Source organism: Neisseria sp. Dent CA1/247 (assembly GCF_022870825.1).
Lineage (GTDB): Bacteria > Pseudomonadota > Gammaproteobacteria > Burkholderiales > Neisseriaceae > Neisseria > Neisseria zoodegmatis.
On sequence record NZ_CP091522.1, the window covers coordinates 646,812 to 665,803 of the forward strand.

Annotated in this window: 19 protein-coding genes and 1 pseudogene; 12 read left to right on the forward strand and 8 right to left on the reverse strand. The window is 52.7% G+C overall.

The window, feature by feature from the left end:
- Positions 1-125: 125 nt before the first annotated feature.
- The 5 genes from infC to LVJ85_RS03160 all read left to right on the forward strand — a co-directional run bounded on the left by infC (position 126) and on the right by LVJ85_RS03160 (position 4,428).
- Positions 126-647: a translation initiation factor IF-3 gene (gene infC, locus LVJ85_RS03140; protein WP_085362725.1), complete on the forward strand. Its 522-nt coding sequence runs from the start codon at positions 126-128 to the stop codon at positions 645-647.
- Between the two features lie 150 nt (positions 648-797).
- Positions 798-995, forward strand: a complete 198-nt coding sequence (gene rpmI / locus LVJ85_RS03145) for a 50S ribosomal protein L35 (RefSeq protein WP_004284178.1) — start codon at positions 798-800, stop codon at positions 993-995.
- 12 nt (positions 996-1,007) lie between these two features.
- A complete protein-coding gene (gene rplT / locus LVJ85_RS03150) occupies positions 1,008-1,364 on the forward strand; it encodes a 50S ribosomal protein L20 (RefSeq protein WP_054599972.1) in 357 nt (118 codons plus the stop codon).
- 164 nt (positions 1,365-1,528) lie between these two features.
- Complete coding sequence (locus LVJ85_RS03155) at positions 1,529-2,371, forward strand: crotonase/enoyl-CoA hydratase family protein (protein ID WP_244741398.1); 843 nt, start codon at positions 1,529-1,531, stop codon at positions 2,369-2,371.
- Positions 2,372-2,637: 266 nt separating this feature from the next.
- Positions 2,638-4,428 carry a 2-isopropylmalate synthase gene (locus tag LVJ85_RS03160; RefSeq protein ID WP_085362727.1) on the forward strand — a complete coding sequence of 597 codons (1,791 nt, stop codon included), beginning with the start codon at positions 2,638-2,640 and terminating at the stop codon, positions 4,426-4,428.
- Between the two features lie 99 nt (positions 4,429-4,527).
- Here LVJ85_RS03160 and rbsK read toward each other — a convergent pair whose 3' ends face one another.
- The 4 genes from rbsK to LVJ85_RS03180 form a co-directional block, all read right to left on the reverse strand.
- A complete protein-coding gene (gene rbsK / locus LVJ85_RS03165) occupies positions 4,528-5,430 on the reverse strand; it encodes a ribokinase (RefSeq protein WP_244741401.1) in 903 nt (300 codons plus the stop codon).
- Between the two features lie 53 nt (positions 5,431-5,483).
- Positions 5,484-5,735: a GNAT family N-acetyltransferase gene (locus LVJ85_RS03170; RefSeq protein ID WP_244741403.1), complete on the reverse strand. Its 252-nt coding sequence runs from the start codon at positions 5,733-5,735 to the stop codon at positions 5,484-5,486.
- A 135-nt stretch (positions 5,736-5,870) separates the two neighbouring features.
- Entirely contained in the window at positions 5,871-6,674 is an 804-nt protein-coding gene (locus LVJ85_RS03175; RefSeq protein WP_244741406.1) for a hypothetical protein, read from the reverse strand.
- A gap of 280 nt (positions 6,675-6,954) precedes the next feature.
- A complete protein-coding gene (locus LVJ85_RS03180) occupies positions 6,955-9,864 on the reverse strand; it encodes an Rne/Rng family ribonuclease (protein WP_370686930.1) in 2,910 nt (969 codons plus the stop codon).
- A 582-nt stretch (positions 9,865-10,446) separates the two neighbouring features.
- On the opposite strand from LVJ85_RS03180, the gene LVJ85_RS03185 reads away from it, so the two are divergent.
- Entirely contained in the window at positions 10,447-11,433 is a 987-nt protein-coding gene (locus tag LVJ85_RS03185) for an RluA family pseudouridine synthase (protein ID WP_244741408.1), read from the forward strand.
- 307 nt (positions 11,434-11,740) lie between these two features.
- Entirely contained in the window at positions 11,741-11,986 is a 246-nt protein-coding gene (locus tag LVJ85_RS03190; RefSeq protein ID WP_244741410.1) for a GlsB/YeaQ/YmgE family stress response membrane protein, read from the forward strand.
- 150 nt (positions 11,987-12,136) lie between these two features.
- Here the strand turns inward: LVJ85_RS03190 and ubiG are convergent, their stop codons facing one another.
- Positions 12,137-12,853, reverse strand: a complete 717-nt coding sequence (gene ubiG / locus LVJ85_RS03195; RefSeq protein WP_244741412.1) for a bifunctional 2-polyprenyl-6-hydroxyphenol methylase/3-demethylubiquinol 3-O-methyltransferase UbiG — start codon at positions 12,851-12,853, stop codon at positions 12,137-12,139.
- 49 nt (positions 12,854-12,902) lie between these two features.
- Positions 12,903-13,220 (reverse strand): GIY-YIG nuclease family protein, encoded by a 318-nt coding sequence (locus LVJ85_RS03200; protein WP_244741414.1) that lies wholly within the window; start codon positions 13,218-13,220, stop codon positions 12,903-12,905.
- 72 nt (positions 13,221-13,292) lie between these two features.
- Between LVJ85_RS03200 and LVJ85_RS03205 the strand changes: the two are divergent.
- Together LVJ85_RS03205 and LVJ85_RS03210 are read left to right on the forward strand one after the other, a co-directional pair.
- A pseudogene (locus LVJ85_RS03205) lies at positions 13,293-13,438 on the forward strand (lipoprotein signal peptidase).
- A 102-nt stretch (positions 13,439-13,540) separates the two neighbouring features.
- Positions 13,541-14,467, forward strand: coding sequence for a LysR family transcriptional regulator (locus tag LVJ85_RS03210; RefSeq protein ID WP_244742982.1), 927 nt, complete (start codon positions 13,541-13,543; stop codon positions 14,465-14,467).
- A 72-nt stretch (positions 14,468-14,539) separates the two neighbouring features.
- On the opposite strand, the gene LVJ85_RS03215 is transcribed toward LVJ85_RS03210, so the two are convergent.
- Positions 14,540-14,968 (reverse strand): thioesterase family protein, encoded by a 429-nt coding sequence (locus LVJ85_RS03215; protein ID WP_244741416.1) that lies wholly within the window; start codon positions 14,966-14,968, stop codon positions 14,540-14,542.
- Positions 14,969-15,157: 189 nt separating this feature from the next.
- Here LVJ85_RS03215 and fba point away from each other — a divergent pair, with 189 nt between their 5' ends.
- Together fba and LVJ85_RS03225 are read left to right on the forward strand one after the other, a co-directional pair.
- The gene (gene fba, locus LVJ85_RS03220; RefSeq protein WP_244741418.1) at positions 15,158-16,222 is read left to right on the forward strand and encodes a class II fructose-bisphosphate aldolase; all 1,065 of its coding nucleotides are present in this window, start codon (positions 15,158-15,160) and stop codon (positions 16,220-16,222) included.
- A gap of 106 nt (positions 16,223-16,328) precedes the next feature.
- A complete protein-coding gene (locus LVJ85_RS03225; RefSeq protein WP_244741420.1) occupies positions 16,329-16,748 on the forward strand; it encodes an RDD family protein in 420 nt (139 codons plus the stop codon).
- Between the two features lie 109 nt (positions 16,749-16,857).
- Here LVJ85_RS03225 and LVJ85_RS13410 read toward each other — a convergent pair whose 3' ends face one another.
- Complete coding sequence (locus LVJ85_RS13410; RefSeq protein ID WP_085362740.1) at positions 16,858-17,496, reverse strand: TetR family transcriptional regulator; 639 nt, start codon at positions 17,494-17,496, stop codon at positions 16,858-16,860.
- A 234-nt stretch (positions 17,497-17,730) separates the two neighbouring features.
- Here LVJ85_RS13410 and LVJ85_RS03235 point away from each other — a divergent pair, with 234 nt between their 5' ends.
- Entirely contained in the window at positions 17,731-18,990 is a 1,260-nt protein-coding gene (locus tag LVJ85_RS03235; RefSeq protein ID WP_244741423.1) for an efflux RND transporter periplasmic adaptor subunit, read from the forward strand.
- Positions 18,991-18,992 lie beyond the last annotated feature (2 nt).

The following is an 18,992-nucleotide window of genomic DNA, read 5'->3' on the forward strand; positions in this document are numbered from 1 at the left end:
ATAAGTTGAGTTTGAATGTAAGAAGGCTTGAGAGAGGCCGTCTGAAATCAGGAAATTTTTAAAATCGTCATGCACTGTATATGTATGAATAAGTGCATTTCTGAATTAATCTTAATAGGAGAAGTATCATCGCACAAGAACGCGAAGCACGAATCAACGGCGAAATTACCGCTAAAGAAGTGCGTTTAATCAGTGGCACAGGCGAGCAGCTTGGCGTGGTTTCTGTAAAAGAAGCTTTGGCTATGGCAGAAGAGCAGGATGTGGATTTGGTAGAAATTTCACCAACGGCCAAACCGCCTGTTTGTAAACTCATGGACTTTGGTAAATATAAATACCAACAGGCTAAAAAACGCGACGAAGCCAAGAAAAACCAAAAGCAGGTACAAATTAAAGAAATCAAATTCCGTCCGGGTACGGATGAAGGCGATTACCAAATCAAAATGCGCAATATTAACCGCTTCTTGGCGGATGGCGATAAGGTAAAAGTTACCTTGCGCTTCCGTGGTCGCGAGATGGCGCATCAGCAATTAGGTGCCCAATTACTCGAACGGGTAAAAGAAGAATTGGCGGAAGTAGGGACTGTTGAACAGTTTCCCAAAATGGAAGGCCGTCAAATGGTTATGATGATTGCGCCGAAAAAGAAATAAAGCTATAATTCGCGGCTTGCTTTCGTTGCCGTGCGAAGTAAGCCTGTTTTATTTACGGCAAAAACCGTGGTATCAGGGTTTCAAGTTTTTAAACACAGCTTTAAAACCCCTTATGCCTTATCTAATAAAATGATATGGAGTAGTTATCCCATGCCTAAAATGAAAACCAAGTCGGGCGCTAAAAAACGCTTTAAAGTACTGGGTAATGGCGGTGTGAAGCGCGCTCATGCGTTCAAACGTCACATCTTGACCAAAAAAACCACTAAAAACAAACGTCAATTGCGTGGTACCTCTATGGTAAACGAACGCGATTTGGCTTCTGTTGCTAAAATGTTACCCTACGCTTAAGGAGTTTGAAATATGCCACGCGTAAAACGCGGTGTTACCGCTCGTGCTCGTCACAAAAAAGTAATAGCCTTAGCCAAAGGTTATCGCGGTCGTCGTAAAAACGTCTATCGTGTTGCCAAACAGGCTGTAATGAAAGCCGGTCAATACGCTTACCGTGACCGTCGTCAACGCAAACGTCAATTCCGTCAATTGTGGATCGTGCGTATTAACGCAGGTGCCCGTGAAAATGGTTTGTCTTACAGCAAATTCATGAACGGTCTGAAACGTGCTGCTATTGAGATTGACCGCAAAGTATTGGCTGACTTGGCTGTATTTGACAAAGCGGCGTTTGCCGGTTTGGTAGAAAAAGCAAAAGCAGCTTTGGCTTAATACAAGCTTACTACTTGTTAGAGTTTTTTAAAAAGGAAACTTCGGTTTCCTTTTTTTATTGCGTTTTTATAGTTTTATGCTGATTGGGAATTGCTTTGGGAACTTTTACCTATGGGTAAGCCTCTTGTATGGTTAATGGTTTACATTGAGCGGAGAGGGTTTAAGTGAGTAATCATTACCAACATATGTATGTAACATATGATGAGGCATATAAAGCAAGTTGGGTGAGCATGGCTGCGGAGCCGTTGCCGTGTTTTACGCGAACATTATTAAAAAGTTTGTTGGCTTATTTTGATGATGTGCGTTCTGAGATGAAACAAAGCGATGGAGAAAAATACCGATACATTATAGGGACATCTTCTCTTGCCGGCGTTTATAACCTCGGAGGAGATTTGCAGCTTTTTTCCCAAGCCATCAGAGAAGGTAATCGCGATACCTTGATGGGCTATGCGACGGATTGTATTGATGTGCTTTATGCGGTGATGACACATTTGGAATGTGAGCTGACCACCATCAATTTGGTTCAGGGAGATGCGTTAGGGGGCGGCTTTGAAGGCGCTTTGGCCGGGAATGTGTTGGTGGCGGAAAAAGGTGCCCGCATGGGCTTGCCCGAAGTGATGTTTAATCTTTTTCCGGGTATGGGGGCTTATTCGATGCTGTCGCGCAAAGTAGGGTCGGGAACGGCTGAGCAAATCATTATGAGCGGCAAAATTTATACCGCCGAACAGATGTTTGAGATGGGTGTGGTGGACATTTTGGCGGAAAAAGGGTGTGGCCGCGATGAGGTAATCCGCTATATCGAGCGGGCGGAAAAAACGCCGAACAGCTATCGGGCCATGCGCAAGGTGAAAGATTATTGCAACCCTGTGTCTTATAAAGAGCTGATGGATATTACGACGATTTGGGTGGATGCAGCACTTAAATTGACGGAACGTGATTTGCAGGTGATGTCGCATCTGGTGCATCGGCAGGCCAGTAGGTTTATGAATGCGATGCCAAGGCAATGATGGTGTTTTCAATAAGACTTGAGGCCGTCTGAAAATATTTCAGACGGCCTCAAGTCTTTTATCGGCTAGTGTGCATTCGTGTTTCGGCCTGCCATGCTTTTTAAGCAGTCAGAAACATCATCAATTAATTTAGACAAAATGTATAAATAATTTTAAAAAATGATGATTTTTCAGATTTGTTTAAATAATTTATTTCCATTTTGTCTTATTTGTGTATAATCTGCACCATCCTTACACTGAAAAATCATGATTAGACAAGGTTTATTATGCAATTAGACATTGATCGTTTAATCGCTTACTTTGGCGGCGTGAATGCGTTGGCCGAAGCATTGAAAGAACACGACCCTGAAAATGCGGCGAGTACCGCGGCTATTTATAAATGGCGCATCCGTGGTTCGCTTCCGTTGGCCCAGTTGCAGAAGCTGACGGCTTTGGCTGAGTCGCAGGGGCGGCCTTTGGATTTAAATGCCTTTTTAAAACAACAAACTTCATTGGAGAAGCAAGCCATGCCACAGGATAACAACCGCGTTATTATTTTTGACACCACGCTGCGAGACGGTGAGCAGTCGCCGGGCGCGGCCATGACAAAAGAGGAAAAAATCCGTATTGCCCGCCAGCTTGAAAAACTCGGCGTGGACGTGATTGAAGCGGGGTTTGCCGCAGCCAGCCCGGGCGATTTTGAAGCGGTGAATGAAATTGCCAAAAACTTAACCCGAGCCACGGTTTGTTCGCTTGCCCGTGCGGTTGAGCGCGATATCCGCGCCGCCGGCGAGGCTGTGAAACCCGCGCCGAACCGCCGTATTCACACTTTCATTGCCACCAGCCCCATCCATATGGAACACAAGCTGAAAATGAAGCCCAAGCAAGTGGTTGAAGCGGCTGTGAAAGCGGTCAAAATTGCAAAAGAATATACCGATGATGTGGAGTTTTCTTGCGAAGACGCTTTACGCTCCGAAGTTGATTTCTTGGCGGAAATCTGTGGTGCGGTGATTGAAGCCGGTGCGACGACCATCAATATTCCCGACACTGTCGGCTATTCGATTCCGCACCGCACAGAGGCTTTTTTCCGTGAACTGATTGCCAAAACGCCGAACAGCGACAAAGTGGTATGGTCGGCGCACTGTCACAACGATTTAGGTTTGGCGGTGGCCAACTCTTTGGCAGCGTTGCGCGGCGGTGCGCGTCAGGTCGAATGTACGGTTAACGGCTTGGGCGAGCGCGCGGGTAATGCGTCGATTGAAGAAATCGTGATGGCGCTGAAAGTGCGCCATGATGTGTTCGGGCTGGAAACGGGCATTGATACGACGCAGATTGTTCCAGCATCGAAGCTGGTTTCTACGGTAACCGGCTATCCCGTGCAGCCCAACAAAGCTGTGGTGGGTGCGAATGCGTTTGCCCATGAATCGGGTATCCACCAAGACGGCGTGCTGAAGCATCGTGAAACTTACGAGATTATGTCGGCAGAGTCGGTGGGCTGGGCGACCAACCGTTTGACTTTGGGCAAACTCTCCGGCCGCAATGCTTTTAAAACCAAGCTTTCTGATCTGGGTATCGAGTTGGGCAGCGAAGAAGCCTTGAATGCCGCGTTTGCACGCTTTAAAGAACTGGCCGACAAGAAGCGCGAGATTTTCGATGAAGACCTGCACGCTTTGGTGTCTGACGAGATGGTGAATTTGTCGCAAGACAACTATAAGCTGGTTTCGCAAAAAATCACGACCGAAACGGGCGAGCAGCCTACTGCGGAAGTGGTCTTTACTGTGAACGGCGTCGAGCACAAAGCCTCGGCAACAGGATCCGGCCCTGTGGATGCGATTTTCAAAGCCATTGAGAGCGTGGTGAAAAGTGGCGCGACTTTGCTGCTTTACTCTGTGAACGCGGTAACGGAAGGTACTGAAAGTCAAGGCGAAACCGCCGTACGCTTGGCTCGCGGCAACCGCATTGTGAACGGGCAAGGCGCGGATACCGATGTTTTGGTGGCTACTGCCAAAGCTTATCTGTCTGCATTGAGCCGTTTGGAATTCGGTGCGGAAAAAATGAAGGCTCAAGGCGATATCTAAGCCGTCGTTTAACCAAGAGGCCGTCTGAAATTTCAGACGGCCTCTGTTTTTGTATTTAAAGCATAAGTCGCTGTATATGCAGCAAACCTGTGAATCCGCTTACGCTTGTTTGGCTAAGAAGTCTTCCAACTCGGCCGCGGCGGGCATGCCGCTTTGCGCTCCGGCTTTGGTTACCGACAAAGCTGCGGCGGCATTGGCTTTGCGGGTGGCTTCTTTCATGCTCAAGTGGCGGAAGACGGCAAATGCGCCGTTGAATGTGTCGCCAGCTCCGGTCGTATCGACGGGCGTTACTTTAAAGCTGGGCTGGGTGTGCAGGGTGCCGTTTTCATCGTTATAGAGAACGCCTTCGCTGCCTCTCGTCATCAATACGGGTACGCCTGCCTGCTTGATTAATTCTTCCACCGGCGTGTTTTCGGGAAGCCCTAAGCTGATGGCCAATTCGTATGCGTTTGGTGTCAGCAGGGTAACTAATCCCAGCAACTCTGCGGGCAGTTTTTGCGCAGGGGCGGGATTGAGCACAAAAGGTTTGTTGTGTTTGCGGGCGAGTTTGGCGGCGGCAATCACGCAATCCATCGGGATTTCCAGCTGGCTGAGGATAACGTCCGATTCGGCAATACGCGCTTCGCAGGCTTCAATGTCGGCGGGTGTGATGCCGAAATTGGCGCCGGAAACCACGATGATGTGGTTGTCGCCTTCGGCCACGGTAATGTTGGCCATGCCCGTAGGTTGGTCGGGCAGGGTTTTGATGCGGTCTGTATTGATGCCTTCCGCTTGGAGATGGGCGAGCGCTTCGCGGCCGAAACCGTCGTCGCCTACGGCACCAATCATGCACACTTCCGCACCCAAGCGGGCGGCGGCTACGGCTTGGTTGGCGCCTTTGCCGCCCATGAAGCGGTCGAACGATGTGCCCAACAGCGTTTCGCCGGGTTGGGGAAAGCGCGGGGAGCCGGTAACCAAGTCGATATTGATGCTGCCGATAACGGTGATTTTAGGGGTTTGCATGTGTTGGGTTTCCTTTATGTGGAACGGGGCGGAATTTTCAGACGGCCTCAAGCCTAGCGTTTGGCCAACACCGCTGCGGCGTAATCGCAATCGGCTTTCAGGCGGATGTTGCGTTTTTCGGCTTCGGCGATGGCGGCGTCCACCAAAATACGGGCCAAGCCTTGCCCGCGGAAGGCGGGATTGACGACGGTATGGGTGATGTTCCACAGGCCGTCTGAAACATCGTATTTCAGATGGCCTGCTTCTTCATTGTCTTTCAATAAGATAAAGGTTTGCTGCTCTGGGAGGTGCTGTACGGTGTTCATGGCAATTCCTTATTGGGTGAGGTGTGCAGACGGCGGCGGGCATTTGATGGATGTGCAGGATTATACCGTTAAGCTGCCGATGCTGCTTGGCGCAGGCATAACGGCCATTGCCTAAACAATGGCCGTCTGAAAACATCAACGCGGCGGCGGAGCATAGCCGTTGTCGGCAGGGAAGGGTTGTGGCTCTCCGATGCGGCGGTTGGGGTCGTACAGCTCGTAAACCACCGTGCCGATGATGCCGGTGTTGGCAATCGAACCGGAGGGCGTGTTGGCGGCGTAAGCATCCGCTGGCTTGCTGAAAATAAACGAAGCCACTACCGAATCACTCTTGCGGAAGCCTTCAATCGCCAAAGTGCCTTTGGGTTTCAACACATAGCCGGCATGATAACGGCTGGCCGCTTTGCCGCTGATCACGTCGATGCCGTCAACCGAAGCCACGATTTCATACGTTTTGTCGGTATGGTTGCGGTACACCAAACGGTAGGCTTGGCCGGCTTTTCCTTGCAGGAAATATTGTCCTTCGGTGCGGAAGATGGGCAGGCGTCGGCGGCTGTCGCCTTCGACGAAAAAGCCGATTTTTCCAGCCGCCAGTGAGATTTCATTGATGCTGCGGCCTCTGTAATGCTTGTCAGCGTAGCGGACGGCGGTTTCCGCAATCGGGGTTTCGCTGGTGCGGCGTAAATCCACTTGGGTAACATGCGAGCTGACTTCATCGCCCCATTGCGTGCCCAAGCGTTCGGACGAGCGCACGGAACGGTTTGCCGCCGCACTTTCGTACGACAGTTTGGGCATGCTCATACTCTGCGCGGTAGCTTGAGGCGCAGTGTCGATAGATTGGGTAGAAGATGAAGATGGAGATTCGACGGGCGCTTGTTGTCCCGCGCACGCCGACAGCAGCGCAATCAGGGTTAAACCCAACCATTTTTGATATTTTTTCATGGCCATTCCTTTTTAAGATAAACGGTAGCCCGGAAGTGGAAAACAGCGCAAAATCCTGCGTTTGCAGCTGCGCTTATCATACTGAAAGACAAAGCGGAAAAGCAAATTTTATAAAAGATTCTTTGACATAGCCGAAATGTGCCGAATGTAAACGGCAGGCAAAAATGCAATTTGATGAAGAGAGGCCGTCTGAAATATTTTCAGACGGCCTCACGTTTATTGTCTGATGATAAAAGCCCGACCGCGTTGGCAGTCGGGCTGGGTAGGACAAGAATGCCTGTTACTTTTGGGTTTCCACTTGCACCAGCGGAGCATCGCTGACAGAAGTTTCTACTGCCTTGGGCATGTCGGCGCGTCTTAAGCCGCTTGCGGTTTCCGGCTGCGACCCTTCGGCAGCGGCTTCCAAAGCATCGGCGCGGGTTTGTACCAACACCAAACCGCCTAAGTCGAGGCCGTCTGAAACGCTTGCTGCGGCAGTTTCAGCGGGTTTCGCCAAAGGCTCGGCGGCTGGAGCGGCTGCGCCGGATTCAGCTTCAGGCGTTTCTTCGATATGCGTGATACCGATGACTTTGCTTAATGCTTCTTCCACATTGGCTACGGCCGTTTCGATGATGCTTTGTTCGGAAGCGGTAACAGCTTCTACGGCTGCGGCGGGGGCGGTTGGGGCAGCGCTTTCGACGGCAAACAGTGCAGGCGCAGGTGCGGCTTCGGCAGTATCGGTTTCGATTTCAGGCACCACTACCACCAGCGGGCGGTTGTCTGCTTCGGCGGCAACGGCCGCATTGGCTTCTGCCAACGGCGCGGACACAGCAACGGCCAGCGGCGTTTCTTCGGCTTCTCCGAATACATGCGCAACGGCAAAGCGAACTTTGTCGGCAGCTTCCGCAATGCTTAAATACTGCTCGATTTTGGCGGCAGACGGAATGTTACGTTTTTTGCTGCTGTTGCGGCGGTCGCGTTGGTCACGGTCACGGTTGCGGCCGCGCTCTTGGCGGGAAGAACGGCTTTCCCTTTCTTTGCCGTCTGCTTTTTCGGTGCGCACGGGTTCGGCAGGGGCAACCGCAACGGTTTCCGGTGCATTGTCTGCAGTGGCAGCAAGCGCGTTCACGGCTGGAGTTGCGGCCGGCGTTGCAGGCTTTTCAGCACGGTTGCGGCGGCGGTTGTCTTGGCGTTGCTCGTTGTTGCCGTTTTCTTTTGCGGCCGGTTTGGCTTCGCTTTCGTTTTGACGGCTTTCCGAAGCGGCTTGGCTTTGACGGCTGCGTTCGCGGTTGTCGTTTTGACCGCGACGGTTGCCGCGCGGCTCGCGGGCGCTTTCTTTTACGCTTTCTTTGGTGTCCGCTTCGATAACCGGAGCTTCTTCTTTAACGTTTTCGTCTTGGCGTTTCAGCTGCTGGTTGCGGCGCGGATGCTGGCGGCGGTTAGACGGACGGCGGTTGCCGGAACGGTTGCCGTTGCGCTTTTCCGATTTCTCGGCTTCGGGCGCTTTTTCGGGTTCTTTCTTGTCACCGCTGAACACTTTGCCCAGCCATGATTTGAAGCCTGACCACCATGAAGAAGAGGGCGGAGTTTCGACAACAATCGGCGCGGGTTGGGTGTGTTTCACCCCTTTTACCGCCGGTTCGGGGCGGGCGGCTTTGGCTTTTTCGCCGCCGAAAGGTTTGGCGTTTTCATCTTCTTCCGGTGCGGCTACGCGCTTGTAGCTCGGCTCGGCGTTGTCGTCCACATCATCGGTACGCACGCGGGTGATTTCGTAGTGCGGGTTTTCGAGGTGGATGTTGGGAATCAGGAAAACGGATACGTCCAAACGCTCTTCCATGCCGAAAAGCTCGGCGCGTTTTTCGTTGAGCAGGAACGTGGCCACATCAACCGGCACTTGTGCGTGCACTTCGCCGGTGTTGTCTTTCATGGCTTCTTCCTGAATGATGCGCAACACGTGCAGGGCGGTGGATTCGATGCTGCGGATGACGCCGGTGCCGGCGCAGCGTGGGCAGGCGATATGGCTGCTTTCGCCCAATGCGGGTTTCAGGCGTTGGCGGGAAAGCTCGAGCAGGCCGAAGCGGCTCAATTTGCCCATTTGCACGCGGGCGCGGTCTTTTTTGAGGGCATCGCGCAAGACGTTTTCTACGTCGCGCTGATGCTTGGCGTTTTCCATGTCGATGAAGTCGATTACCACCAAGCCGCCCAAGTCGCGCAAACGCATTTGGCGGGCGACTTCTTCGGCGGCTTCCATATTGGTTTTGAAGGCGGTGTCTTCGATGTCGGCCCCGCGGGTGGCGCGGGCGGAGTTAACGTCGATGGAAACCAGCGCTTCGGTGTGGTCGATCACAATCGCGCCGCCGGAGGGCAGGCTGACGCTGCGTGAGAATGCGCTTTCGATTTGGTGTTCGATTTGGAAGCGCGAAAACAGCGGCGTGTGGTCTTTATAAAGTTTCAGACGGCCTACGTTATTGGGCATCACATACGACATAAATTCGGAAATCTGGTCGTACACTTCTTGGTTGTCGACCAGAATTTCGCCGATGTCGGGGCGGAAGTAGTCGCGGATGGCGCGGATAAGCAGCGAGCTTTCCATAAACAGCAGGTAAGGCTCGTTGTGCGCTTTGCCGGCTTCTTCGATGGCCTGCCACAGTTGTTGCAGGTAGTTGAAGTCCCATTGCAGCTCTTCCACGCTGCGGCCGATGCCGGCGGTGCGTGCGATCAGGCTCATGCCGCGCGGTACGTCCAATTCGGCCATGGCCGCTTTCAGTTCTTGGCGTTCTTCGCCTTCGATACGGCGCGATACGCCGCCGCCGCGGGGGTTGTTCGGCATCAGCACGAGATAACGGCCGGCCAAGCTGATAAAGGTGGTAAGAGCCGCGCCTTTGTTGCCGCGCTCGTCTTTTTCGACTTGCACGATGACTTCCATGCCTTCTTTCAGCACGTCTTGGATGCGGGCGCGACCGCCTTCGTAGTCTTGGAAATAGGAACGGGAAACTTCTTTGAAGGGGAGGAAACCGTGGCGGTCGGTGCCGTAATCGACGAAGCACGCTTCCAGCGACGGTTCGATGCGGGTGATGATACCCTTGTAGATATTGCCTTTGCGCTGTTCTTTGCCCAGCGTTTCGATGTCCAGATCCAAAAGGGTCTGTCCATCAACAATCGCCACGCGCAGCTCTTCGGCTTGCGTGGCATTAAATAGCATACGTTTCATGACTACCTCGTTTTCGAGCACCCACGAGGCGTGTAATCAGTTTTTAACGCTTATAAGCCGCCAATGTTCAGGCCGTCTGAAACGGCGTGTGGGGCGTTATCCGAACGAGAAGGAGTATAAAGAGCAATGGGCATCGCTTTGAAATAACTGCTTGTGTTTACAGGGTTTGTGCCTTTTATTGTGTAAAAATGTACGGCGGTATTTCTGATTGCATCCGCATGTAACTGCACCGGCAAGCGGCGGCGGAAGGGTGTAAACAGCGTATCGGCAATGCCTGTGGTTCCGCTTTGGTTTCTATGCTGCGCGAAACACGAAAAATCTGAGCCGTCTTCTTCATTACTGTCCGGCGGTTGTACTGCCGAGGGCTGCGCACATGTTTGTTCGGGTGCGTCTTATGCCTGTCGGAAGGCCTGCCGGAAAAGGTTAAACTTAATTACGTCTTTACCTGCCCGGCTTGGCGGCAGGTAAAGGAAATGCTTTGTGGCGTGCTTTTTAGTATAAAATTCCAGTTTACAATAAGTTTTCAGACGGCCCGATTATTCGGGCGGCAACGCCTGAAAACGTAAGCGGATTATAGAGAAAATGCCGACAATTAGCAAAGACTTGGTTAACCATATCAGCATTTCCGACGAAGATGCGGGGCAGCGGCTGGATAATTTTTTAATCAAAATTTTAAAAGGCGTACCCAAAAGCCATATCCAGCGCATCATCCGCGCGGGAGAGGTGCGGTTGAACAAAAAACGCTGCAAGCCGACCGACCGCATCGGAGCGGGCGATGTTTTGCGTATTCCGCCGGTGCGCATTGCCGAAAAGCAGAGGCCGTCTGAAAACATGCCCGTGCCTGCCCGCAATTTTGAAATCGTTTACGAAGACGATGCCATGCTGGTAGTAAACAAGCCCAGCGGTGTGGCGGTGCACGGCGGCAGCGGCGTGAGTTTCGGCGTGATCGAGCAATTGCGCCGCGCCCGTCCCGAAGCGCGTTATCTCGAGTTGGTGCACCGGCTGGACAAAGATACCAGCGGGCTGCTGATGGTGGCTAAGAAACGCAGTGCGCTGGTGAAGCTGCACGAAGCCATCCGCAACGACCACCCGAAAAAAGTTTATCTGGCGTTGGGCGTGGGCAGGCTGGCGCAGGATAAGCTGAATGTGAAACTGCCGCTGTTCAAATACACGGGTGCGCAAGGCGAAAAGATGGTGCGCGTGAGTGAAAACGGCCAGCATGCGCACACGGTGCTGCGCGTGCTGAAGCGTTTTTCAGGCGGCCTGCTGCATCAGGTCGGCCTTTCCGATCTGACTTTTGTAGAGGCCACCTTAAAAACCGGCCGCACCCATCAAATCCGCGTGCACATGCAGTCGCAGCAATGCCCGATTGCGGGCGACGAACGCTACGGCGATTATCAGGCCAATAAACGCTTGCAGAAGCTGGGTTTGAAACGGATGTTTCTGCACGCGGCGGAGTTGCACTTGCTGCACCCGCTGACGGGAGAACCGCTGAAACTGGTTGCCCCGTTGCCGCAAGAGTTGGCGCAGTTGGTTACGGTGTTGGCGCATCAGCAGAAAGCGGAATGATGTAGTGGTGTAGAAAATAACTTGAGGCCGTCTGAAAAGATTTTCAGACGGCCTCAAGTTATTCAAAGCACGGTTGTTGCGGTGTACTGAAAACGGCGGTTTTGTTGTAAACAGGTATCGAATCGGCGGCCGGAGTCCAAAGTTTCTTATTTTTTTGAAAAGAAATGCAAGAGTGGGCGGTGCGGGCGGTGCGGCTGTGTATGATGGCCGGCGTAATGATGTTTGCAGTCGGAATAAGATTCGACATTTCGGATTGCGCAGGCATCGTTTTGATAAATGTAACCGAATAAATACGAGAGGAAATGTTATGGGTTGGATTGTAACGATTATTGTGGGCTTTATTGTGGGCGTGCTGGCGAAGTTTCTGCATCCCGGTAAAGACAATTTGGGCTTCATCATGACCACGCTGCTGGGTATCGGCGGTTCGCTGTTGGCGGGCTTTGTCGGTCAGCAAGCCGGTTGGTATCAAGTGGGTCAGCCTGCGGGTTGGATCGCTTCTACCATTTTTGCCGTGATTATTTTGGCGATTTACACCCGTGTGATTAAGAAGTAACGGTTTAGACCGAAATCAAACAGGCCGCTTATCCTAAGCGGCCTGTTTTTTATGTTCGGGCGGCTTGAGGCCGTCTGAAAACGATAAGGGGAAAGTTAAGCGGGCGGTGTTTTGGGTTGATACGCCCGCGTTTGAAGATTTACAGCAGTATCAGGCGGGTTTGCAGGCGATCATGTAGTTGACGCCGGTGTCGTTGTTGAGCGAGTAAACCTTGGTGAGCAGGTTGTAGCCCATGCCTTTGCTGTCGATTAAGTCCAAATCTGCGTTGCGGCACATGCGGGCGAGTTCGGCGGGGGTGATGAATTTGTCCCAATCGTGCGTGCCGCGCGGTACGAGGTTTAGGATGTATTCGGCACCGATGATGGCGTGCAGATAGGATTTGCGGTTGCGGTTGATGGTGGAGAAAAACACTACGCCGTCGGGTTTGACCAGTTGCGCGCAGGCTTTGACGATGGCGGCGGGGTCGGGAACGTGTTCCATCATTTCCATGCAGGTAACCACGTCGAAGCTGTGCGGGCGTTCGGCGGCGAGGTCTTCTACGCGCACGCAGCGGTAGGCGATATTGGTTATGTTTTGTTCGGCGGCATGGCGTTCGGCTACTTGCAGCGATTTTTCGGCCATGTCGATGCCGGTTACATGGGTAGCACCGAGTTTGGCCATGCTTTCGGTGAGAATGCCGCCGCCGCAGCCGACATCGAGCACGGTTTTGCCGGCGATGTTGCCGTGCAGGTTGATGTAGCCTAAGCGAAGAGGATTGATGTCGTGCAGGGGTTTGAATTCGCCTATTTTATCCCACCATTTGTCGGCAAGCTGGCTGAATTTGTCGATTTCGCTGTGATCAACGTTGTGCGGTGTTTCGGCAGTCATCGTTCTCTTCTTTATATAGGTTGGAAGGTGGAGGGATTTTATACCAAACTCAGGCCGTCTGAAAATTGGGAAGCAGCTGCCAGAGCTGCTGCTTTTGTACCGCTGTAAGCTGCTTGATGCGGATTTCTGCGCGCAGGGCGTGTTCGTGGGAAAGCTCGTGATACACCAGTCGCATGGATAGGGGTTTGCGGATGCGGGTATAGCGCGCGCCTTTGCCGGAAAGATGGGCGGCGAAGCGGGCTTCGGGGCGGTTGCTGATGCCGCAGTAGAGCGATTGGTTGTCGCAGAGAATGAGGTAAACGCTCCAGCTGCCGCCGGATTCGGGCGCGGGGAGGGAGAAGAGGGCGAGCGGTTCGGCGGCGAGCATGGGGTTTCAGACGGCCTTAAGTGTAAAGCTGTTATTGTAGCGTAAAGCGGGAGGGCTTACAGGCCGAGACCTTTGCAAAACCCCCATCTGCGGTGCATTTCTGTGTTGTGCGCTGCTCGCTCGTTTGCCTATCATGTGATATGTCTGCACTCGCTGTGCTGCTACGCCTTGAACTGCCTCCACATCTGGAGGGGTTGCAAAGGTCTCAGGCTGACTAACGGGACTTGGGGTGCGGTGTTGTATTCATCAATTTGCGCTTCAATATGAATTATTTTAATATGCGCGTCTTGAAGCAATTATCTGTCAGGCCGTCTGAAAACATGGATTCCATCATCGAACTGCGCCATTTGAAAACCTTGCTGGCGCTTGAAGAAACGGGCAGCGTATCGTTGGCTGCCAAGCGCGTGTTCCTCACGCAATCTGCTTTGTCGCATCAAATCCGCGCATTGGAAAATTATTACGATACGCCTTTGTTTGAACGCAAATCCGCGCCGCTGCGTTTTACACCGGCGGGCGAGCGGCTGCTGCAACTGGCGCACGATCTGCTGCCGCAAGTGGCGGCTGCCGAGCGCGATATGGCGCAGATTATCGAAGGTGAGGCGGGTGAATTGCGGCTGGCGGTGGAATGCCATACCTGTTTCGATTGGCTGATGCCGGCGATGGGCGAATTCCGCCCATTGTGGCCGCAGGTGGAGCTGGATATCGTGTCGGGCTTTCAGGCCGACCCGGTCGGACTACTGCTGCAACACCGTGCCGACTTGGCGATTGTTTCGGAAGCGACGCCGCAGCAGGGCATTGCATACCAGCCTTTATTTGCTTACGGCATGGTCGGTATTTGCGCGAAAGACCATCCGCTTGCTGCCAAAGCGGTGTGGGAAGCGGAAGATTTTGCCGATGAAACGCTGATTACTTATCCCGTGCCCGACGATATGCTGGATTTGTTGCGCAAAATCCTGCTGCCCAAAGGCGTTAATCCGGCGCGCCGGCACAGCGAGCTGACCATCGCCATTATCCAATTGGTCGCCAGCCGCCGCGGTATTGCCGCGCTGCCGTATTGGACGGTGATGCCGTATTTGGAAAAAGGTTATGTGATTTCCCGCCAGATTACTTCAGACGGCCTGCAAAGCGAGCTTTATGCCGCCATGCGGGCGGAAGATACGGGCAAGACGTATTTGGAAAACTTCTGTCAAATCGTGCGCGACCGCAGCTTCGCCGATTTGCCCGGATTGAGCGTGCTGGAGATGTAGCGGCGTGTAGCGGTTTGGCACGCCCAAAGGTTTACATATGTTGATTGAATGAATAGGCCGTCTGAAAATTTTTCAGACGGCCTCACACACCGCCCGCAGGCTTTCCGGCAGGCGGCTTATTTTTTGCGTGCCGTAATCGAAACACACCATGCCCGTTTGCGCGGCGGCGATGGCGCGTTGGTCGTCGGCGCGGCGGATGTCGTAGAGCAAAGTGAACCCACTGCGGGTTATATCGGTCACATCCATGATAACGTCCAGCATATCGCGGTGATGTGCCTGCGCCAGATACTGCACGGCGGCGTCGGCCATAATCAGCCCGGTGCCGCCCGCATCGAGTTCGGTAAAACCGTGCTGCGCCAGCCAACGGATGCGGCATTCGTGGCAGATACGTAGCACCGCATCGTTGGCGAGGTGGTTGCCGTAATTGATGTCGCCGATCTGTACCGTAACTGAGGTGCGGAACACTGCTTTTTCAGGGCGGGGAATGCTGATACGGGGCATACTCGTTCCATTGCTGACTTATTAAACAGACGGATATTGTAGCCGAATTGCCGAAGCCGGCGCGATGCCTGCTTGCCGGCTGTGTGAAGCGCCTGTTTATTTATGTTGCCGCGTGTAGTTTTATCAATAGTGAAGCTGGTATAATTACGCTTTAGTCATTCATTTACTTTTCAACCCGGAGGATTCTATATGGCACTTGTATCCATGCGCCAACTGCTCGACCACGCCGCAGAAAACAGCTACGGCTTGCCCGCTTTCAACGTGAACAATCTCGAACAAATGCGCGCCATTATGGAAGCCGCCGACCAAGTTAACGCGCCTGTCATCGTTCAGGCCAGCGCAGGTGCGCGCAAATATGCAGGCGCACCTTTTTTACGCCATCTGATTTTGGCCGCCGTGGAAGAATTTCCCCATATCCCCGTGGTGATGCACCAAGACCACGGCGCATCGCCCGACGTGTGCCAACGCTCCATCCAGCTCGGTTTTTCGTCTGTGATGATGGACGGCTCGCTGCTGGAAGACGGCAAAACTCCGTCTACCTATGAATACAATGTGGAAGTAACCTGTAAAGTAGTTGAGTTCTCCCATGCCTGCGGCGTTTCCGTAGAAGGCGAAATCGGCGTATTGGGCAACTTGGAAACCGGTGAAGCCGGCGAAGAAGACGGCGTGGGCGCAGTCGGCAAACTGACCCACGACCAAATGCTCACCAGCGTGGAAGATGCCACCCGTTTCGTGCGCGATACCGGCGTGGACGCATTGGCGATTGCCATCGGCACCAGCCACGGTGCGTACAAATTCACCCGTCCGCCCACAGGCGACGTGTTGCGTATTGACCGCATCAAAGAAATCCACGAAGCTCTGCCCAACACCCATATCGTGATGCACGGCTCCAGCTCTGTTCCGCAAGAATGGCTGAAAATCATTAACGAACACGGCGGCGCCATCGGCGAAACCTACGGCGTGCCGGTGGAAGAAATCGTAGAAGGCATCAAGCACGGCGTGCGTAAAGTGAATATCGACACCGACCTGCGCTTGGCATCCACCGGTGCCATCCGCAAATTTATGGCGGAAAACCCCGCAGAGTTCGACCCGCGCAAATATTTGGCCAAAACCGTAGAAGCCATGAAGCAAATTTGTATCGACCGCTATGTGGCGTTCGGCTGCGAAGGTCAGGCTTCTAAAATCAAACCGGTATCGCTGGAAAAAATGGCTACCCGCTATGCCAAAGGCGAATTGAATCAAATTGTAAGATAAATCAATCTGATATTTTACTAAAAGAGGCCGTCTGAAAACTTTTCAGACGGCCTTTGGACAAATAAACAGCGGCAATGCGCCGATATGAGAGAAGAGAAAGGAAGCAATGATGAAATACGCCGGATTTTGGATTCGTGTGGCAGCCAGCTTGATCGATGCCTTGATTCTATTAGCAATTATTCTGCCTTTGCTGTATCTGATTTACGGCGAAGAATATTTCATCACTGAAACAATAGCACCTTTGGGTACGGCGGATATTGTTTTGAACTATATTTTTCCGTTGCTGTTTACCATTGGTTTTTGGGTAAAAAGGTCTGCCACGCCGGGAAAAATGCTGCTCGGCCTGAAAATCGTAGATGCGAAAACGGGCGAAGGTATTAGCCTCGGGCAGTCGTTTATCCGCTATGTCGGCTACATTGTTTCAGGAATGGTATTGATGCTTGGCTATATCTGGGTCGCATTGGATATTGAGAAGCAGGGTTGGCACGATAAAATGGCCGGTACGGTTGTGGTGCATACCCGTTGATTGACAACATTGATTAGAACTTAAAGGCCGTCTGAAAAAGCGTGTGTAGCGTTTTCAGACGGCCTTTTTCATGGCTTTGGTTCTGTGCTAAGAGAAAGTATGTTTCAGCTTAAGCCGGCGTTTGATGCAAAGTCGTACAGTGTTCGAGCGCGCCGAAGATGGTTTCGGCAAAACGCGGGCCGATGGTTTGTAAATCCAGCCGTTGCGGGTTGAGCAGCCATTGGTACAGCAGGCCGTCGATCGCGGCTTTAAAGTAAATCACGGCTGCTTGGATGTCGAGATTTTCAGGCAGCGATTTTTGTTTGATGCACTGTGCCAGCACGGCGCTGAGCAACTCGTTCCACATGCTTTGGTATTTGTGGATAACGGCTACGATGGTTTGGTTTTGCTCGGTGTGTTCGCACTTAAGAAAAAGGATGTTGCAAAACTTGTGGTGGACGGGATCGTTTTCCATGCGTTGAAACATATTGAGCAGGCTGGTGTGCATGCTCTCGCGCATATTGGCGGCGTCGTTGTTCAGGTCTTTTTCGAGATGCGAGCGGGCTTCGTCGAATAAGCGATGGAACAGGGCATCGAAAAGGTCTTCTTTGTTTTTGAAATGCCAATACAGCGCACCGCGGGTTACGCCGGCGTTTTGGGCGATTTCGTTAAGAGAGGCGCGCGAAACGCCTTTTTCGTAGAAGGTATCTAAGGCGGCGAGCATCAAATGTTCGCGCGTTTTCAAGGCTTCGGTTTTGGTTTTTCTCATGGCAGTGAAGGAAGTTATTTTTTGTAAATTTTTTGGGTGATTATAAGAAAGAACTTTTTAACATGCAACAGTGTATGTATAATTTCGCCAGTTGTTAATATGCTGATATTGTGCCTTTTTCTGTGCGGAAAAAGACTGTAACCGCACGTTACCATCTAAAGATGACGGCGGAATTCGGCAACAGATTTTCTTGATGAAAAACATCATATTCAATACCGGAAAGACAGGATAATAATGGTTAATCATGCTTATAAAATAAAAACAATACGGCTGGCCGCTTTGGCTGCGGCAACGGCATTGGCCTTGTCGGCATGCGGCGGCAAAGGCAAAGAGGAAAAGGCGGCAGCGGGCAAACCTGCGGCTGCGGCTCAAAAAGAAGCGCCCCCGCCGGTGGTGGGCGTGGTGACGGTGCAGCCTCAGCAGGTAACGATTGCCACGGAGCTGCCGGGGCGGTTGGAATCGCACCGTTCTGCGGACATTATGCCCCAAGTAGGCGGCATCATTAAAAAGCGGTTGTTCCAAGAGGGCAGCTATGTGCGTGCCGGACAGCCGCTTTATCAGTTGGACGACGCGGTGTATGCCGCATCTTTGGAAAGTGCGCGGGCGCAGCTGGCATCCGCACAAGCATCTTTGGCGAAGGCCGATGCCGACATCACGCGCTATAAACCGTTGGTACAGGCCGATGCCATCAGCAAGCAGGAATACGATGCGGCACTGGCGGCGAAACGCTCTGCCGAAGCAGGCGTGAAATCGGCTAAGGCGGCCATCCGTTCCGCACAGATTAATGTGAACTATTCCCGCATTACTGCACCCATCTCCGGCTTTATCAGCCAATCGTTTGTTTCGGAGGGAACTTTAGTCAGCCCGAGCGGCGGCGTGAAGTTGGCAACCATCCGCCAAACCAATCCGATGTATGTGAATGTTACCCAATCTGCCACCGACATCATGCAGCTGCGCCAGAATATTGCAGACGGCAATATGAAAGCGGTAAACGGCGCGGTGGCTGTTGATATCAAGCTTGAAAACGGCAAGGTGTACGGCCACAAAGGCCGCTTGCTGTTTGCCGATCCGACGGTGAATGAAACCACCGGGCAGGTTACTTTGCGTGCCGAAGTGCCGAATCCCGACAATATCCTGCTTTCCGGCCTGTATGTGCGCGTGAGCCTGCCGTTGGCGGATATGGATAACGTGTTTGTCGTGCCCCAACAGGCGGTAACGCGCGGCGAAAAAGATACCGTGATGATCGTTAACGCACAGGGCGGTATGGAACCGCGTGTGGTGAAGGTTGAACAGCAGCAGGGCAGCAACTGGATTATTTCAGACGGCCTTAAGGCGGGTGATCAAGTGATTGTGGACGGCACATCGATTGCCGGCATGATGCAGGCCAAAAAAGTGACGCCGAAAGAATGGACTCAGCCTGACGCGCAAGAACCTGCCGCCGCTTCAGGCGTTCAGACGGCCTCTCAAGCCAAACCGGCTTCTGCGGCGAAATAAGG

Bases quoted from the DNA above. Each gene is read 5' to 3' on its own strand.
- rpmI (WP_004284178.1), top strand. From the start codon at position 798: ATGCCTAAAATGAAAACCAAGTCGGGCGCTAAAAAACGCTTTAAAGTA.
- rplT (WP_054599972.1), top strand. From the start codon at position 1,008: ATGCCACGCGTAAAACGCGGTGTTACCGCTCGTGCTCGTCACAAAAAA.
- LVJ85_RS03160 (WP_085362727.1), top strand. From the start codon at position 2,638: ATGCAATTAGACATTGATCGTTTAATCGCTTACTTTGGCGGCGTGAAT.
- rbsK (WP_244741401.1), bottom strand. From the start codon at position 5,430: ATGCAAACCCCTAAAATCACCGTTATCGGCAGCATCAATATCGACTTG.
- LVJ85_RS03170 (WP_244741403.1), bottom strand. From the start codon at position 5,735: ATGAACACCGTACAGCACCTCCCAGAGCAGCAAACCTTTATCTTATTG.
- LVJ85_RS03175 (WP_244741406.1), bottom strand. From the start codon at position 6,674: ATGAAAAAATATCAAAAATGGTTGGGTTTAACCCTGATTGCGCTGCTG.
- LVJ85_RS03180 (WP_370686930.1), bottom strand. From the start codon at position 9,864: ATGAAACGTATGCTATTTAATGCCACGCAAGCCGAAGAGCTGCGCGTG.
- LVJ85_RS03185 (WP_244741408.1), top strand. From the start codon at position 10,447: ATGCCGACAATTAGCAAAGACTTGGTTAACCATATCAGCATTTCCGAC.
- LVJ85_RS03190 (WP_244741410.1), top strand. From the start codon at position 11,741: ATGGGTTGGATTGTAACGATTATTGTGGGCTTTATTGTGGGCGTGCTG.
- ubiG (WP_244741412.1), bottom strand. From the start codon at position 12,853: ATGACTGCCGAAACACCGCACAACGTTGATCACAGCGAAATCGACAAA.
- LVJ85_RS03200 (WP_244741414.1), bottom strand. From the start codon at position 13,220: ATGCTCGCCGCCGAACCGCTCGCCCTCTTCTCCCTCCCCGCGCCCGAA.
- LVJ85_RS03210 (WP_244742982.1), top strand. From the start codon at position 13,541: ATGGATTCCATCATCGAACTGCGCCATTTGAAAACCTTGCTGGCGCTT.
- LVJ85_RS03215 (WP_244741416.1), bottom strand. From the start codon at position 14,968: ATGCCCCGTATCAGCATTCCCCGCCCTGAAAAAGCAGTGTTCCGCACC.
- fba (WP_244741418.1), top strand. From the start codon at position 15,158: ATGGCACTTGTATCCATGCGCCAACTGCTCGACCACGCCGCAGAAAAC.
- LVJ85_RS03225 (WP_244741420.1), top strand. From the start codon at position 16,329: ATGATGAAATACGCCGGATTTTGGATTCGTGTGGCAGCCAGCTTGATC.
- LVJ85_RS13410 (WP_085362740.1), bottom strand. From the start codon at position 17,496: ATGAGAAAAACCAAAACCGAAGCCTTGAAAACGCGCGAACATTTGATG.
- LVJ85_RS03235 (WP_244741423.1), top strand. From the start codon at position 17,731: ATGGTTAATCATGCTTATAAAATAAAAACAATACGGCTGGCCGCTTTG.